Raw genomic sequence first — 15,874 nt, 5'->3', positions numbered from 1 at the left:
TGTTTCATCTCTTTCCTTCTCCTGCAAGAATGTCTGTGCGTGGAAGGGGTTCCTTGCACCGCCGCCGTGGTGCTCTCGACAAACGTGGTCATGGAGGGCAGGGGAGGGAGAGACGATCACCCCTGCGGAGACGGCCATGCCTTGCGCCTATGATTTCAGCCTGCCTGCCCTGACGGGCGGAACCGTCGATTTCGCGGGCTGGAAAGGCAAACCTCTGCTGATCGTCAACACGGCGTCCCGATGCGGTTTCACGCCGCAATACGAAGGCTTGCAGGCCCTGTGGCGAGAGATGGAGGGAGAACTGGTGGTCGTAGGGGTGCCCAGCAACGATTTCGGTGCGCAGGAGCCCGGTAGTGCTGCGGACATCGAGACGTTCTGTCATCGCAATTACGGCGTGAGTTTTCCCATGACGGAAAAATGCCATGTGCGTGGTCCGCAGGCCACGCCGCTCTTCCGGTGGTTGGCGGCGGAAGGCGGCTTTTTCGCTCGTCCGCGTTGGAACTTCTTCAAATATCTCATCAACCGGCAGGGTGAGCTGACAAACTGGTATTCCAGTCTCACTCCGCCATCCGCTTCCCGGCTGCGTGACGCCGTGGCGCGGGTGCTTCTGGAGGACTGACCGGCGGGAGTGCGCGGTCACAAAACCGCCATGAGGGGCGGTCAGAAAGGCCCGAGACACAGGCTCCCTGACGGTTTTCCTCACACCGCCACAATCCGACGGACACCGCCCTTTCGGGGACGCCAACGGGGGCGACGCTGCCCCGCGACGATGCTAGAGAGCCGTTCATGACAGTCCGTTTGCCCTTCTTTCGTCCTGCCCTGTCCATGGTAACGCCCGACATGAGTGTGTTTGCCGGTGTGCCTGCGCTTGTTGGAGAGGGGGCCCAGACTATCTGGATGGCGGATTCCTTCGGTGGGGGAGATCTGCGGGCGACGGGATCGGACCGGCTGGACGGTGGTGGCCATGATGCCGATGGCGGTTCCGGAGGAGGAGCGTCAGGCGGAGGCGGCTCCGGTGGGGGCTGGGGTGGGCCGCCCCGTCGCCCGCGTTTTCGCATGTGGCGCCGTTTTCTCGGTTCCACCCTGGCGGTCCTGCTGCTTGGAACGGCCACGGCGGCCGTGGTGATGTGGTATAAATACACCGGACTGGTTTCGGACCTGCCCACTGTGCAGGGGCTGCAATCCTATCAGCCGCCGGTGATGAGCCGCCTTTACTCCAACGATGACCGGCTGATCGCGGAACTGGCGTCCGAACGCCGTATTTTCGTGCCGTACTCCGCCATCCCTGATCGTGTGAAGAACGCTTTCCTCGCGGCGGAGGATCAGAAGTTCTGGACCCATAAGGGCGTCGATCCGGTGGCCATCTTGCGCGCAGGCCTGACCGATCTTGCGCGCGGTCATGGGCGACGCCCGATCGGTGCGTCCACCATCACGCAGCAGGTGGCGCGCGTGATGCTGCTGGGCTCCAACGCCGTTTCGATCGAGCGTAAGGCGAAGGAGGCGTTCCTCGCCCTGCGCATTGAGCAGGTGCTGCCCAAAGAGAAGATTCTCGAAATCTATCTCAACGAGATCTATCTCGGGAATGGTGCCTATGGCATCGGCGCGGCCTCGCAGGCCTATTTCGGCAAGCCGCTGGACCAGCTTGACGATGCCGAGGCCGCTTTCCTCGGCGCGCTGCCCAAATCCCCTACCAATTACAATCCATGGCGCTTCCCGGACGCGGCGCGCGGGCGACGTAACTGGGTGCTGGAGCGGATGGAGGAGCTTGGCTGGCTGCCGTCCGATGCCGCGCAGGCCGCCATGCAGGAACCTCTGGCCGCGCACAGTTTCCGTCGTCCGGGGCCGGAACCGGGGTCCGAGTGGTTCAGCGAGGAAGTGCGGCGTGAACTGATCGAGCGCTACGGCACGCAACAGACCATGCAGGGCGGACTGGACGTTCACACCAGCCTCGACCCGTCGCTCCAGACGACGGCCACCAACGTGCTGCGTGACGGTCTGATGGATTATGACCGCTCGCATGGTGGCTGGCGCGGGCCGGTTCATCATTTCGAGGGCTTCACACGTACCAGCGCGCAGGACGACGCGGCGTGGGTGCCTGCACTTACGGCCCTGCCGCGTCCGGCAGGAATGCTTGATCGCTGGCGACTGGCTGTGGTGCTGGATGCCGCGGGTGGCGTGGGGTGGATTGAGGGAGGGGCGCCGCGTCGCGCGACTCTTCTGTCGCGTGATCTTGGCTGGATCCGTCGCTGGCGTCTGCCACGCGTGGGCGATGTCGTGATGATCGAGCCGCAGGCCGAAGGCGGCCATGTGGCATTGCGGCAGGTGCCCAAGATCGAGGGCGCGATCGTCACGATGGATGTACGCACCGGGCGCGTGCTGGCCATGGTGGGTGGCTGGTCCTTCGAGGCCTCGCAGTTCAATCGGGCGACACAGGCGCTTCGTCAGCCGGGATCGTCCTTTAAGCCGTTCGTCTATCTCGCGGCCATGCAGCAGGGCATTTCGCCTTCGCAGCAGTTTCAGGATTCCGCTGTCTCGTATGGCGACTGGCATCCGAATAACTATGAGAAGGACTTCTGGGGGCCGACGACCCTGCATGACGCGCTGCGGGAATCGCGCAATCTCGTCACCATTCGTCTGGCCGCGCATATCGGCATGAAGACCGTGGCGCAGACGGCGCAGGACATCGGGCTGGTGCAGGACATGCCGCATGTGCTGCCCGCAGCTCTTGGTGCCGTGGAAACGACCGTGCTGCGTGAGACGGGGGCCTATGCCACCATTGCCAATGGTGGTCGCAAGGTCACGCCAACGCTGATCGATGATGTGCAGGACCGTGACGGTCATGTCATCTGGCGGCCCGAGGGGCTGACGCTCAGCGCCACCCGCGCGTCGGATTCGCAGGTGCCGGACGCGGGTGGTCCAAGCGCTGTGTTCCCCACGGCCGATTCCGGGGGCGCGGCCGGGCCTGCGGCTCCCGCTGTCCCGCCCGGAGCGGCGCAGCCGACCGTGACAGCGCCGCCCGGACCGGGCAAGGACGATCTTCCCGTGTTCAACGACAGCCGACCGCGTGTGAGCGATGCCGCCAGCGCGTTCCAGATCACGACGATGATGCAGGACGTCATCCGGCGTGGCACCGGCGTGCAGGCGGGGAAAGGCATAGACGCGCCCATCGCGGGCAAAACCGGTACGAGCCAGAACTTCAACGATGCGTGGTTCGCCGGATATTCCGCCGATGTGGTGACGGTGGTGTGGATCGGTTTCGACTCGCCCCAGTCGTTGGGCAAGAACGAGACGGGCGGCGCGATTGCCGGGCCGCTGTGGAACCGGGTGATGAAAGTGGCGCTTGCGGATCGCCCCAAGGTGGATTTCCGTGTACCCGATGGCGTGACATTGGTGCGCTATGACACCGGGCGCGGCATGGCGATTGACGCCTTCAAGGCCGACCAGGTGCCGGGTGAGAGCGCAAATCTTAATGGCTCGGCAGGCACAGGGGAACTGACAGCGGCGGATACGGGGGCGGAGAACCTGCCGGATTCCGAAACGGACATGTCCGAAGGTGGTGGAGCAGCGGCCGCGAATGGCGGGGCGTCATCCGGTGGGGGAGCGCCTGCCGCAGGTGCGGCGCCGTCCGGTCCTCCGCAGCCAGCCAGTGGCGATATTGGCATGGGTGGGCTTTACTAGATTCAGGCCAAAAAGGAATCGGGATGTGAATAAGAGTTTCCGGAATTTTATGGGGTTATTCAGAAAAGATAAAAGCCTTCCGTCTCTTCCTTCTGAGTCTGCCGCACAATCCGTGGTGTTTTACGGTAGACATTTTCACTTTGATGAGTGTGGCGGCAGCGATCAGGTTGGACGGGCCATTCGCAATGGCAGTTTTGAACCCCCCCTTTACCGCAGTTAATTCTGACCAGTCTTTCTGAGGCTCCCGGTGTTTTCATGGACGTTGGAGCGAATACTGGGATTTATTCAATTCTCGCCTGCGCGGCCGATCCCAGAGTTCGAGTGAAAGCGTTCGAGCCGTTTCCTGAAATTCTGAAAGTGTTGGAACACAACATTGCACTGAATGATTTCGGTGACCGGATTGCTGTCTATCCCGTGGCGCTGAGTGACCGCTCTGAGCAGGTTGCGTTGTATGTCCCGGAAAAGACGGAAGGTATTCTGGAAACAAGTTGCTCTCTTGAGGCATCGTTCAAGGGTAACTGCCCGTCCCATGTGGACGTGAGGGCGCAGACTCTGGACTCATTGAAGCTGAAAGACCCGATCTCCCTTGTGAAGGTGGACATAGAGGGGCATGAGCACGCCTTTCTGGCAGGCGGATACCAGACCATTCAGAAGGACCGCCCCATCCTTTTAGTGGAAGTGTTGCCTCCGGCGCAGTTTCAGGGGTTGCAGGATTTTCTTTCGTCCAGTGGATATCGTGACTTCAGGCTGAGACCGCAGGCTGTGATTGAAGCACAGCAGGTTACCTATGATGCAGAAGCCTGGAACCATGCGTTTGTGCCACCAGAGAAAATGTCATTCTTTTTGAAGTGTTGTGAAATCTGTGGATTGCAGGTGCAACGGATAGATACGTGATTTTTTTGAGCCCCGCCGGAACAAGGGGTATAGGTTTTTAAGGAGCTCCCATGATCGATGCTTCGGCAGCGTGGCGTTCCAGTAAAACGATATTCTGATAGCCTGATGAGTCCGGACAATCATGGGACACAACTACGCCAAACCCGCCACCCTCGCGCAGCGCTTCGAGCGCGTGATGAACCGTCTTCCCGAACACTGGACGGTGAAGATCGAACGTGCGGAAGGCAGCGGAACATGGCGTGCCCTCGTTCACGCGCCGGGCGTCGAGGGCCGATGGGCCGAAGGTGACCCCGACGCGGTGACGGCGCTGGAAAACGCCTGGCGCCTCAACCGTCCGCCAGCGGGGTAAGCACTGTTCAGAGTGCGGCGACGCCTTTCCAGATAATGAAGACGGCAACAGCGAAGATGATGCAGGCCAGAACAGTGGTCAGTCGTCCCGTTGTGCCCGCCAGACGGCAGGCCATGCGGCTTCCGGCCAGTGTGCCGATCAGGCCGCCCACGATGAACAGAACGGCAAGCTGCCAGTCCACATAGCCTGACATCATGTAACTGGCTGCCGTGCTCAGCCCGAAGGCGGCGACGGCGACGAGCGACGTGCCGACGGCGTTGAGCACAGGCATGTGGGTGGACGCCATCAGGCCGGGCACGATGAGAAAACCGCCCCCGATCCCGAAAAAGCCTGACAGGGCGCCGGTTCCTGTGCCGTAGAGCATCACCTTGCCGACATTCTCACGGTTGCAGGAGGCACCTTCGCAGCCGACATTGTGGCGGCCGCGAAGGGTGAGAACGCCCACGATGATCATCAGGTCCGCGAAGAGCAGAAGCAGTTTCTGTCCATCCACGATCTTGCCCAGATGCGCCCCCAGCAACGCGCCCACGACGCCGCAGGAGGCATAAATGGCAGCGCACCGCCATTTCACCGTATGGCTGCGGGCGTGTTGTACGAGCCCGCCCAGCGCGTTGACGGCCACAGTCAGGGCGCTGGTGCCGATGGCCACATGCGGGTCGGGTACGCCCACGACATAGACCATCAGCGGCACGGCGAGGATGGACCCGCCGCCGCCGATCAGCCCGAGCGTGAAGCCGACCAGTCCGCCTGAAAGCAGCCCCAGAACGGTCTGGGCGAGATCGGGTGTCATGTCACGTCCTGGAGATTTTTTCCGGTTCCACCATGAACTCATGCCCGCGCAGCATCTCGCGGTAAAGCGGCGGCATGACGTCTTTCTTGAGGAACCACGCCAGACGGGTGGCGTGCTGTCCATCCAAAATCCAGCGCGGGAGAGTCGGCATCAGCTTGCCGCCATAGCCGAACTCGGCCAGCACGATCTTGCCGCGCTCCACGGTGAGCGGGCATCCGCCATAGCCGTCATAAAGAGCCACAGGCGGCTTGCCGTCGAGGGCTGCTGCGACATTGAGCGCCACGACGGGCGCCTGCTTGCGCACGGCGGCCGCAGTCTTGGCGTTGCTGGTGCCCGCACTGTCGCCAATGGCGAAAACATTCTGCCGTGTGACATGTTGCAGCGTGCCCGGATCGACGGCAACGAAGCCGGAGGCATCGCCCAGCCCGCTCTCACGGATGAAGGCGGGGGCGATCTGTGGCGGCACGACGTGCAGCATCTCGAAGGATTGCTCCACACGTTCGGTTTTGTCACCTGTTGTGCGCTCAAAGGTGGCAATGCGGCGTTCGCCGTCCACGGCCACGAGTTTGGAGTGGAACTGAAGCGCAATGCCATAGTCGCGCACATAGTTCATCAGGGCGGGCACGAAGGCCTGCACGCCGAACAGCGCGCCGCCCGCATTGTCGAACTCCACGTTGATAGCGTCCAGCACGCCGCGCTTCCGCCAGGCGTCGCAGGCAAGATACATGGCTTTCTGCGGCGCGCCCGCGCATTTGATGGGCATGGGGGGCTGCGTAAACAGCGCGTTGCCGTGCGAAACCTTTTCCACCAGCTCCCATGTGTAGGGGGCCAGATCGTAACGATAGTTCGACGTCACGCCGTTGCGACCCAGCGTTTCGGGCAGGCCTGCAATCGCGCCCCAGTCGAGTGTGATACCGGCCGCGATGATCAGAACCTCGTAGGAGAGCACGCCGCCATCCGCGACGATGACTTCCCGCGTGTCGGGGTCGATATGGGTGACGGTGGAGCGGATCCAGTCCGCGTTTTTGGGCATGACGGAGGCTTCCGGCATACGGGTCTTCTGGGCCTTGAACACGCCGCCGCCCACCAGTGTCCAGCCGGGCTGGTAATAGTGCGTGTCGGAGGGTTCCACGATGGCGATGGTCGTGCGCGGACGACGGCGTAAAAGGCTAGCTGCCGCCGACAGGCCGCCCGCGCCACCGCCGACGATCACGACATCAAAGCGTCGGCCGGGACTGGCATGGCTGGTTGTGCCGGTTGCGGCTTCCTGCTTCAGCAGCGGCACGAGCGGTGAGAGATCGACGCCTGCCTTGTGGCCGGCAGCCAGAATGTCTTCGGTGGGAAGTGTGCCGGCCTGCGCCAGTGCCCAGAGTTGGGCGGCGCGGTTGCCGCTGCGGCAATAGCCCAGTACAGGGCCGCCCGCGCCTTTGAGCACGACATTCAGACGATCCACGTCCACTTGCGGAGGTGTCGCTCCGGCCGCAAAGGGCACGGCCTCGAAAGTCAGCCCGGCCTCGGCGGCTGCGCGTTCCATGTCCTTGATGGTGGGCTGGCCACGTTCCTCTCCATCGGGGCGGGCGCAGACGATGGCGCGGAAGCCCTGCCGCGCGACATCCGCCACGTCGGCGATGGAAAGCTGGGGGGCAATGGCGAAAGTGTCGGTGAGATAACGGGGTGTCATGGGACGTGTCGGCTCCTTGTGGGAAGGGTAAGGCAAAAGGGCTTACAGGCGGTTGATGGGAATCTTGATGTAGCTGACGCCGTTGTCTTCGGGTTCGGGCATATGGCCGCCCCGCATGTTCACCTGCACGGACGGCATGATGAGGTGGGGCAGATCCAGCGTTTTGTCGCGGCTGGTGCGCATGTTCACGAAATCGTCTTCCGAGACACCTTCATGGACGTGAACATTGTGTTCCCGCTCCGCGCCCACGGTGGTTTCCCATGCGAAGGTGTCGCGTCCGGGCGCCTTGTAATCATGGCACAGGAACAGCCGCGTCTCGTCGGGCAGAGACAGCAGCCGACGGATCGAGCGGTAGAGCCTGCGTGCGTCGCCACCGGGGAAATCGGCGCGGGCAGTGCCGTAATCCGGCATGAACAGCGTGTCTCCGATGAAGGCGGCGTCACCAATGATGAACGCCATATCGGCCGGTGTGTGACCGGGAACATGCAGCGCAATGGCGGGGATGTTGCCCAGCGAGAAGGTTTCACCATCATGGAACAGGCGATCGAACTGTGAGCCGTCACGGGCGAAGGCGGTTCCGGCGTTGAAGATTTTTCCGAAAACCTCCTGCACCCGCGTGATGTCGGCACCGATGGCAAGCTTGCCTCCCAACTGCTCCTGAAGCCATGGCGCGGCGGAAAGGTGATCCGCGTGGGCATGGGTTTCGAGCTGCCACTCAACCTTCAGCTTATGTTCGCGCACATAGGCGACGATGGCCTCGGCGGAGGCGGAATTGGTGCGTCCGGAGGCGGCATCGTAATCCAGCACGCTGTCGATGACAGCGGTTGCCCGTGTGGCGGGATCGTACGCGACATGTGTGGCCGTGAAGGTGGCTTCATCGAAAAACGTGTGAACGATTGGCCGCAGGGCTGGATCGGCTGTGGCTGCGCGGATCTGCCGGGTGGCGGCTTCGAGAGCGGAATCGGGCATTTGCCCCTCCATTACTTTCATAGTTTAGTAATTTAATTAAATATGTGACTCCCTTCTCCGCCGAAAGTCAAGCTTTTCCCCTTCAGCCGGTGGCGTCAGGCTCGATGCTTTCCCTTCTTCCCGCTCTCCCTTATGCAGAAGGGATGAGTGACGAAGACTGGACTCGCGAAGACCCGATCGATGCCGAAGCGGACGCATGGGCAGACTCCCTCGATGCGCGGACGGGCATTGCCGAACCAAAAGAGCCGCGCGGGAGTTTTCTTTCGACCGTTCTCTTCCCACTGCTCATCGGCGGCGTCGTGCTTCTGTTCGGCTTCTGGTGGGCGTGCGGAAAACTCGGACTTTTCTGAACGCCCAGCCAAAAATCCATGACATGACAACGCCACTCGTGAAGATCGGCTGCCGCGAGGGGTGACGGTTACGTGTGCGTGGTTCACGGGTTTCTGTTTTGGGCAGCCGTGTTCCTTCGGCCACAATATGACGTGAAACATGATCTGAAGACGGCGCCGAGGATTGGATTCAGACGGCGCGCTTGGTAACGCCGATGAGTCCCGAGTCGGAAAAAGACAATGAAAAAGAACAATATCCGCCGCACTCAGGTCAGCACGCGCACGCCCCGTCGTCTTCCGAAAGGAAGCGGTCGTTTCGTGACGCTTGCGGCCATGCCTCTTCTGTTCGCTTCTGTGGAGGCGCGCGCTCAAACCGCGCCTGTTGCGCAGACTTCTTCCCAGTCAGGGTCCGTCAGCACGGTGAATGTGCGGCCGATCCTTCATTCGGCCGCCAATCCACCCAAACCCACCAAGATCCCTTCGGCGCAGACGCTGGAGACGCTCTTCAACACGGAGAGTATTTCGTCGCTGCTCAACAGCTCCGACGATGCGTTGCGTGAACGCGATCTCTCCGCCGGTTACTATGTGCCCGCGCAGACCTTTGGCAATCTCGTCCCGCAGCTTGCCGGTCCGCGTAAATGGCTGGCGGACAAGGGATTCAGCTTCCAGCTTTCCTACAAGGGGGAAGGGGTTGCCAATGTTGGCGGCGGAAAGCGCAAGGGCATGGATTATGCCCATGAAGTGACGCTCACCACACGGTTCGATCTGGGAAAACTTATCGGCTGGCAAGGGTGGATGCTGCATGCCGTCATGATGGAGCGTGCCGGTCGGCAGGTTTCGCATGATTATGTGGGCGAGCAGCGTATCCTGTTGTCGGAAGTCTATAGCCTCAGCGGTGGTGCGGCGGCCCACCTTGCCGATATCTATCTGGAGAAAAACTTTTTCCACGATACGGTCAATCTCAATATTGGCCGCATTACGCTGACGCACACCTACGCCACGTCCGTGCTGCTCTGTACCTTCATGATTCAGTGCTCTGCTCCGGTGGCGTTGAAATCGCAGCAGGGCTGGAGCGTGTATCCGAAAGCGACATGGGGTGGCACGATCCGTGTGCGTCCCACACGCGATCTGATCGTCACCACAGGCGTTTACCAGTCTGCCCCACTGACCGAGAACCCGTCAGGCTGGGCCTGGGGTGCGGAGCACGGCACGGGTGTCATGCTGCCTATCGAGGTGACGTGGCAGCCCTTTTTCGGTCCGAAGAAACTGCCGGGTCATTACAAGGTGGGTTTCGGTCACGACACCACCCATTATGATGACGTGATCGGTAGTGTGCCGGCGGCTTATCGTCACAGTGTAGGCAGCCATCTCGGTGGTGCGCGCGATACGTTCTATTTCGAAGCGGACCAGATGATCTACCGTAAGGGCGGCGACCACCAGATGGCCGGTGGTTATCTCATGGCGGGCTATATTCACAACACGCCCAGCACGTCGATCTTTTCGGATCAGGTCTATTTCGGCGCGTCGCTGCTGGGAATCTTCCCGGGCCGTCCATTCGATCGGTTCGGCGTGATGTATTCCTATTACCAGATCAGTCACAATCTGACTCTGGGGCAAAGGCTGAAAGTGGATGCGGGCCTCTCGCTCGGACCATTGGTCAATGGCCCACAGACGCATGCGGCCACGCTGGAAGCGTATTACGGTATTCCGGTCATGCCGGGTCTCGTGATGCAGCCGGTGTTTGAATACATGATGCGGCCGGGCGAGACATCCAAGATTCCCAACGCCATTCTGACAGGGCTGAAGGTTCTGGCAGCCCTTTAGAGTGGTATGCGGGTTCCTTTCATGAAAGGAACCCGCAGGATGTTTCTGCTTTCCTTTTTGGAGGGGAGGCACGGATGACTCTGTATCGTAGGCTCGGCATCGAAGTGCCGATCATTCAGGCGCCCATGGCGGGGGTGGCGACACCGGCTCTGGCGGCGGCTGTCAGCAATGTGGGCGGTCTCGGCTCGTTGGGGTTGGGTGCATCCAGCGTTTCCGCTGCGGTAAAGATGATTCATGAGGTGCGGCAGGTCACAGACCGTCCTTTCGGGGTCAATCTGTTCGTGCACGAAACACCCATGCGCGATGTGGTGCGCGAACGGGCATGGCTGGATGTTCTTGCGCCGTTCTTTGCCGAAAATGGAATGGCTGCACCACAGGAACTGGGTGTGCCTTACACGAGTTTTCGTGATGATCCCGATATGTTGGCGATGCTGCTGGAGCTTCGTCCTCCCGTCGTCAGTTTTCACTTTGGGCTGCCGTCAGCCGACATCGTATCGGCCCTGAAGGGCGCCGGGATTGTACTGCTGGCCACGGCCACTAACCCCGTTGAAGCACAAGCCATCGCAGAGGCCGGAATGGATATGGTGATCGCACAGGGGATCGAGGCCGGTGGACATAGGGGAATGTTCGATCCTGACGCGCCGGATGATGAAGTGACCACCGCTGTGCTCACGCGGCGTCTGGGGCGCGAAGCGAAGATGCCGGTCATTGCGGCAGGTGGTCTGATGGATGGTGCGGGTGTCGTCTCGGTGTTGAAACTTGGGGCTGTGGCAGCGCAACTGGGGACGGCTTTTATCGGCTGTGTGGAATCAGCGGCGGATGAGGGTTATCGAACGGCCCTCGCAGGACCGGGGGCGGAACATACGCGGATGACACGTCTGATTTCCGGACGACCGGCCCGTGCACTTGCGAACCGTTTCACGCAAATGGACACGAACGGTGTGTCTCCTCCAGTCTATCCAGTGGCCTATGATGCTGGAAAAGCCCTGCATGCGGCGGCACGAAAACATGGTGAACAGGGATTTGGCGCCCACTGGGCGGGACAGGGTGCGCCCTTGTGTCGGTTTCAGCCCGCCGCACACCTCATGAAAACACTGATTGAAGAAATGCGTGCGGCAGGCTGGAAGGACGCTGTCGTCAGTTAATCGTCATTCCGACGTCGGTCTTGTCATGCAGTTCGAAAGGCGCATGTGGGGAAGAAGGCATCGTTTCCAGACGGTTCCCTGCCGCACGGGCGTTCAGGATGCGCACGGCTTTGTCCACGATCACGCTGCCCGCTTCGATCGGTGGCAGGCCACCAGCATGAATGTTGGAAACAACTGAGTATTCATAACGGATATTGGTATTGCCACTGAAGATCGCGGCGTCCTGTCGCACATCTTCATCGTCCAGACGGTAGGCGAAATAGGCGGACAGGCTGCGTGAGGCGTTGGCATCCCCGCCCGGTCGTTCGCCGATAAGGCTGATGATGAGGTGCGGCATCAATCTGTCGCCGATCTCTTCAGCCACTTTCACGCGCCCATGTGGCAGGAGGATGGGCTGGCCGATGCTCAGGCCATGTGCCTGCAATCCGTCCATGAGCACGGGAAGAAGGTCGGGCACGTTGTAATGAACGGCCTCGGCACTCAGTCCGTCCGACACGATGATCTGCACATCCATGCCTTCGGGCGTGAGCGCGTTGGTGCTGTCTTCGGCCAGCGCCGCCCCCGTGTCGGGGTGGCCGAGATGGGTTTCCTTATCGGGCGCGCGCGTGCGCAGATTGCGAAAAGACAGCCCGGGCAGGCGCTTTCCATCGAGCTCCGCCTGAATGGCCTGTCGCCCGATGGCGAGATTGGCGCGTACCTGTCGTGAGACGCTGTTGCTGGGGCGTGGGCCTGCGGAGTCCAGTCCGTAGGCTGCGGGAACACGCTCAAGGAGTGTGAGCAATTCCTCTTTCGAGGATACGAAGAGACGCGGATTGCCCCAGTTCGGTCCACGTGTGATCTCGCCTGTTTCGTCCTGAGTGAAGATGCCGCGTGCGAGTGCCCATTGCAGGTATTCCGGCGCGGGTTGGGCGTTGTGGATCTCGCGCAGGGTCTGATCGTCATGACCGGAGGTGTCGAAATAGGCCAGCATCCGGTCCACTGTCAGGAACACATCCATAAAGTAGTTTGCGCCTGCTGCCGCCAGCAGTTCTGTTGCAATCTGATGGCCTTCCATGGAGATTTCGGAATGCAGGGTGTAGCAGGGGGCCATGCCCATCGGCAGTCCCATCAGCTTGCCCATGAAATGATCCTGAAGGTTCGAGACGATCATCTCGAAATCACTGCGATGGGTTTCAGGACCGATAAACCCGGTGACGTTATTGACCATGAACGGGTCGTAGCGGCGTGCCAGCCCATAACAAAGGGCCTCGCACGTGGTCATGTCCATGCCTTCGTGCTTGGCGTAAGTCAGTTCACTGCCCTGACCTGTTTCGAAATACATGAACTGCCGCGCGACATCGCGCAGCGGTCCTTTCTCCTTCATCAGCCGGTAGGCATCGTCGAGCACATCCACGGTCACATCAAACTCATCCGTCAATGTGCGCTCGGTGCCGGCGAGGCTTTGGAACATGATCTCTACAGGTGCGCCCGCCTTCAGGCAGGCCATCTGTGTCTTGACGTGCGCGAGGACGCAGATCTGTGTCGGCACCTCCGTCTCGCGCCGCAAACGGTCAAGATGGGTGAGCAGGGCGGAGACATTTTCGATCGTATCGATGGCGGGATTGATGCCCAGAAGAGCATCGCCCGAACCCATGGACAGCCCGGTATAAACCAGTGCTGAGACGCAGGAGAGATCGTCCGTCGGATGATTGGGCTGGAGGCGGGAAGAGAGGGTGCCGGTCTGGCCCACAAGCGTGCGGGCTTTGGCCGAACGCTTGGCCTTGCGCGCCACGAGGATCAACTCATGCACGTCCATCAGCTTGGCAAGGGCAGCGGCCATCACACCTGTCAGACCGCGCCCAAGTCGCCGGACCTCCGCGGTTGGTGTGCGAAGCAGGTGATCCTTGAGGGCGCCAAGCGTCATATCCGCGATGGCGTCGAAAGCCACGTAGTCGATGTCGTAATTCACGCGCATGACGGCGTCCACGCGGCCATCTTGGGTGGTCAGGGGACGATCATACAGATGTCGCACCGTCAGGTCCGAAAGGATGGCGCGGGCGGCTTCACGCTCCATCTCGTCAGCCGCGGTGAGAGTGGCCACGCGATCACCGGTTTTGGAGATATCTGCGGCTGCAAGCAGGCGTTTTAGACCGTGGAAGGTGAAATCACGGTCCATCAGACGGAGCGTGTAGGTTTCGTCCGGACGGGGGGCGGGGACAGCGATCTCGGCAAGGGGTGGCAGGGTGGCAGTCATGGCGACGGTTCCTCTCAACCGAGTGGGTGGTTCATGTCGTAAAAAGACACGGGCAGGACGGTGTTGCGGGGGCGGCCTACGCGGACGAAGCGGGCGTCACGACCCGGAACTTCATCCAGTACGATCAGGTTGACGGGCAGCGTGCGCCATCGCGTGGCGTAGTTGCCCAGCGTGCGGCCGATATTGCGGTTGGTCAGGATCACAACGGGCAGTTCGGGTGGCAGAGCGCTGGTTGTGAAAACATCGGCCAGACGACGACCGAAATCCTGCAACTCGGCCAGTGTCGGTGGGGTGGTTGTATCGAGCCTCAGGCAGCCGCCGGCAGGATGGCGGCCAATCATGGCAAACACGTCGGCAAGACGCCGTGATGTCGTCTCGAAATCCACGCAGGCCAGCACGGGCAGGTCGCGCAACGGCAGGCGGCTCTGAGGGGACAAAAAGACGGTGGAGCCGGAAATGTCGGTTCCGTGTACGGTTAGGCCACACACGGTGGCGCGGCCCCGATTGCGGGGAACGGTCGTCCGTAGATCGCGTGACAGAAGTGGCGAGGCCATGATCGCGCGCGCCAGATCGGTGCCGAGATCGCCATAGAGAGAACGGGGAGGCAGGGGTGTGCCGTCGAGTGCGGCATAGATCATCTCGCCCACACCGCCCGAAAATGTGAGGCGGGGTGGTGAAGGCAGAGCGGGTGTGAACGGTACCTGCTCGTGCATGCGACCGCAGGATTCGCGAAAAATCTCACGCTGGCCTTGAGCGATGGCTTCGAGTGCCTGCACGTACCACGCGATCACGCGCGCGATCGCGTCCGGCTCCATGCGTTCGCCGGGGCTGTGGGAAAGATCGAGATGGGACAGTAAGGTCTGACCAAACTCCGAGAAGCCGCTCAGCGTTTCGCCATCTGGTGCGAATTGCAGATGGCGCGCACCGATGAAGTGGCATCCAGCCGCAATGACCTGACCTTCCACGCCCAGCGCGGCGTTGGTGGTGCCACCCCCTATATCGAGATTGAGCACCGGCGACTCACCGGGGCGCACGAGATCCGCGCAACTGCCCATGAAGGCGAGCCATGATTCCAGCACCGGGTCACGGACTGTGGCCATGACCATGTTTCCGATACGGCGTTCGACCAGTTCTGTCAGTGCGCGGGCATTGTCGCGCTCCGCCGCCAGCCCGGTCACGATGGCGCCGCCGGAAAACAGAATGGTCGGGTCTATGTTGCCTTCAGTCAGCCACAGATTGAGCAGGTTGGAGACGGTGTTGAGATCAAGGCGGCTGTCGTCCTGAAAAGGCGTAAAGCGCGGCGCCGAACGATAGAAGATATCGGGTTGGCCGAACTCCACGCGGCCGGTGACGCAGTTGAGGTCCAACCGGGCGTGCGCAGCCATGGCGCTGCATGTGGTCGAGCCGAAATCGAATCCTGCGAGCAGCACGGTTTCGCCCGAAGGCGTCCTTCGTGCGCTGTCTGGGTGCATGGCCTGCGTCTCGTCTCCCTGTCAGGAAGGAGGGTAGGGGTATAGTTTCGTAATCGCAACATTAAACAGGGTGCAGCGTTGACCGGATTTGAACTTCCCGATGGCAGTGGGGTAGGAAGTCCGCTCCCTTCAGAACAGTTCGCGTGGTTCATGGCTCTTCCCCTCTCTGCTCTTGCGTCCGATTCAGCCGGTGATGTCGCGCATCTCATCGAAACCGCGCTGACGCCGGTTTTCATGCTCTCAGGTGTCGGCACACTGCTGAATCTGCTCAACACGCGCTCTGCACGGGTGGCGGACCAGATCGAGAAAGCTTCGGATCTGTTGGGCGATGAGAGCGATGAGGCCTCGCACAAGCATCTGGTGAGTTATGTGGAACGTCTGACCAAGCGCACGATGGTGCTCGACGCGGAAATCTCACAGAAGGGTTGTACATCGGGTTAGATTATGAAAAAGTCTGTTTTGTAGAAAAGAAATTTCCATAATCATCAAGAAAACCCGATGCAGACAGAG

The 15,874-nt window shown here is 61.1% G+C and carries 13 protein-coding genes; 8 read left to right on the top strand and 5 right to left on the bottom strand.

The window, feature by feature from the left end:
- Nucleotides 1-136 precede the first annotated feature (136 nt).
- The 4 genes from GOB87_RS12845 (at nt 137) to GOB87_RS12830 (ending at nt 4,921) form a co-directional block, all read left to right on the top strand.
- Nucleotides 137-619, top strand: coding sequence for a glutathione peroxidase (locus GOB87_RS12845; RefSeq protein WP_166317525.1), 483 nt, complete (start codon nt 137-139; stop codon nt 617-619).
- A gap of 437 nt (nt 620-1,056) precedes the next feature.
- Nucleotides 1,057-3,678 carry a penicillin-binding protein 1A gene (locus GOB87_RS12840; protein WP_242006407.1) on the top strand — a complete coding sequence of 874 codons (2,622 nt, stop codon included), beginning with the start codon at nt 1,057-1,059 and terminating at the stop codon, nt 3,676-3,678.
- 255 nt (nt 3,679-3,933) lie between these two features.
- A complete protein-coding gene (locus tag GOB87_RS12835) occupies nt 3,934-4,572 on the top strand; it encodes an FkbM family methyltransferase (RefSeq protein ID WP_166317522.1) in 639 nt (212 codons plus the stop codon).
- 121 nt (nt 4,573-4,693) lie between these two features.
- Nucleotides 4,694-4,921: a hypothetical protein gene (locus GOB87_RS12830; protein ID WP_166317519.1), complete on the top strand. Its 228-nt coding sequence runs from the start codon at nt 4,694-4,696 to the stop codon at nt 4,919-4,921.
- Between the two features lie 7 nt (nt 4,922-4,928).
- Here the strand turns inward: GOB87_RS12830 and GOB87_RS12825 are convergent, their stop codons facing one another.
- The 3 genes from GOB87_RS12825 to GOB87_RS12815 are packed head-to-tail and all read right to left on the bottom strand — an operon-like array spanning nt 4,929 to nt 8,361.
- Nucleotides 4,929-5,711, bottom strand: coding sequence for a sulfite exporter TauE/SafE family protein (locus tag GOB87_RS12825; RefSeq protein WP_166317516.1), 783 nt, complete (start codon nt 5,709-5,711; stop codon nt 4,929-4,931).
- A 1-nt stretch (nt 5,712) separates the two neighbouring features.
- Entirely contained in the window at nt 5,713-7,392 is a 1,680-nt protein-coding gene (locus GOB87_RS12820) for a bifunctional protein tyrosine phosphatase family protein/NAD(P)/FAD-dependent oxidoreductase (protein WP_166317513.1), read from the bottom strand.
- A 42-nt stretch (nt 7,393-7,434) separates the two neighbouring features.
- Nucleotides 7,435-8,361: an MBL fold metallo-hydrolase gene (locus GOB87_RS12815; protein ID WP_166317510.1), complete on the bottom strand. Its 927-nt coding sequence runs from the start codon at nt 8,359-8,361 to the stop codon at nt 7,435-7,437.
- A gap of 143 nt (nt 8,362-8,504) precedes the next feature.
- Between GOB87_RS12815 and GOB87_RS12810 the strand changes: the two genes are divergently transcribed.
- The 3 genes from GOB87_RS12810 (at nt 8,505) to GOB87_RS12800 (ending at nt 11,659) form a co-directional block, all read left to right on the top strand.
- Entirely contained in the window at nt 8,505-8,711 is a 207-nt protein-coding gene (locus tag GOB87_RS12810) for a hypothetical protein (RefSeq protein WP_166317507.1), read from the top strand.
- A gap of 219 nt (nt 8,712-8,930) precedes the next feature.
- On the top strand, nt 8,931-10,514 hold the full coding sequence (locus tag GOB87_RS12805; protein WP_242006405.1) for a carbohydrate porin: 1,584 nt from the start codon (nt 8,931-8,933) through the stop codon (nt 10,512-10,514).
- A gap of 74 nt (nt 10,515-10,588) precedes the next feature.
- Nucleotides 10,589-11,659, top strand: a complete 1,071-nt coding sequence (locus GOB87_RS12800) for an NAD(P)H-dependent flavin oxidoreductase (protein ID WP_166317504.1) — start codon at nt 10,589-10,591, stop codon at nt 11,657-11,659.
- On the opposite strand, the gene eutB is transcribed toward GOB87_RS12800, so the two are convergent.
- On the bottom strand, nt 11,652-13,892 hold the full coding sequence (gene eutB / locus GOB87_RS12795; RefSeq protein ID WP_166317501.1) for an ethanolamine ammonia-lyase subunit EutB: 2,241 nt from the start codon (nt 13,890-13,892) through the stop codon (nt 11,652-11,654). The two genes, GOB87_RS12800 and eutB, sit on opposite strands and share 8 nt — an antisense overlap.
- A 14-nt stretch (nt 13,893-13,906) precedes the next feature.
- Nucleotides 13,907-15,364, bottom strand: a complete 1,458-nt coding sequence (locus GOB87_RS12790) for an ethanolamine ammonia-lyase reactivating factor EutA (protein ID WP_166317498.1) — start codon at nt 15,362-15,364, stop codon at nt 13,907-13,909.
- Between the two features lie 78 nt (nt 15,365-15,442).
- Here GOB87_RS12790 and GOB87_RS12785 point away from each other — a divergent pair, with 78 nt between their 5' ends.
- Entirely contained in the window at nt 15,443-15,805 is a 363-nt protein-coding gene (locus GOB87_RS12785) for a DUF2721 domain-containing protein (RefSeq protein WP_166317495.1), read from the top strand.
- Nucleotides 15,806-15,874 lie beyond the last annotated feature (69 nt).

This window comes from Acetobacter estunensis, from assembly GCF_011516945.1.
In the GTDB taxonomy this organism is placed as follows: Bacteria; Pseudomonadota; Alphaproteobacteria; order Acetobacterales; family Acetobacteraceae; genus Acetobacter; species Acetobacter estunensis.
Note: the sequence above shows the minus strand (reverse complement) of the source record. Positions and strands in the feature narration are given on the sequence as shown.

Bases quoted from the DNA above. Each gene is read 5' to 3' on its own strand.
- GOB87_RS12815 (WP_166317510.1), bottom strand. From the start codon at position 8,361: ATGCCCGATTCCGCTCTCGAAGCCGCCACCCGGCAGATCCGCGCAGCC.
- GOB87_RS12820 (WP_166317513.1), bottom strand. From the start codon at position 7,392: ATGACACCCCGTTATCTCACCGACACTTTCGCCATTGCCCCCCAGCTT.
- GOB87_RS12845 (WP_166317525.1), top strand. From the start codon at position 137: ATGCCTTGCGCCTATGATTTCAGCCTGCCTGCCCTGACGGGCGGAACC.
- GOB87_RS12790 (WP_166317498.1), bottom strand. From the start codon at position 15,364: ATGCACCCAGACAGCGCACGAAGGACGCCTTCGGGCGAAACCGTGCTG.
- GOB87_RS12810 (WP_166317507.1), top strand. From the start codon at position 8,505: ATGAGTGACGAAGACTGGACTCGCGAAGACCCGATCGATGCCGAAGCG.
- GOB87_RS12830 (WP_166317519.1), top strand. From the start codon at position 4,694: ATGGGACACAACTACGCCAAACCCGCCACCCTCGCGCAGCGCTTCGAG.
- eutB (WP_166317501.1), bottom strand. From the start codon at position 13,892: ATGACTGCCACCCTGCCACCCCTTGCCGAGATCGCTGTCCCCGCCCCC.
- GOB87_RS12835 (WP_166317522.1), top strand. From the start codon at position 3,934: ATGGACGTTGGAGCGAATACTGGGATTTATTCAATTCTCGCCTGCGCG.
- GOB87_RS12800 (WP_166317504.1), top strand. From the start codon at position 10,589: ATGACTCTGTATCGTAGGCTCGGCATCGAAGTGCCGATCATTCAGGCG.
- GOB87_RS12825 (WP_166317516.1), bottom strand. From the start codon at position 5,711: ATGACACCCGATCTCGCCCAGACCGTTCTGGGGCTGCTTTCAGGCGGA.
- GOB87_RS12805 (WP_242006405.1), top strand. From the start codon at position 8,931: ATGAAAAAGAACAATATCCGCCGCACTCAGGTCAGCACGCGCACGCCC.
- GOB87_RS12840 (WP_242006407.1), top strand. From the start codon at position 1,057: ATGTGGCGCCGTTTTCTCGGTTCCACCCTGGCGGTCCTGCTGCTTGGA.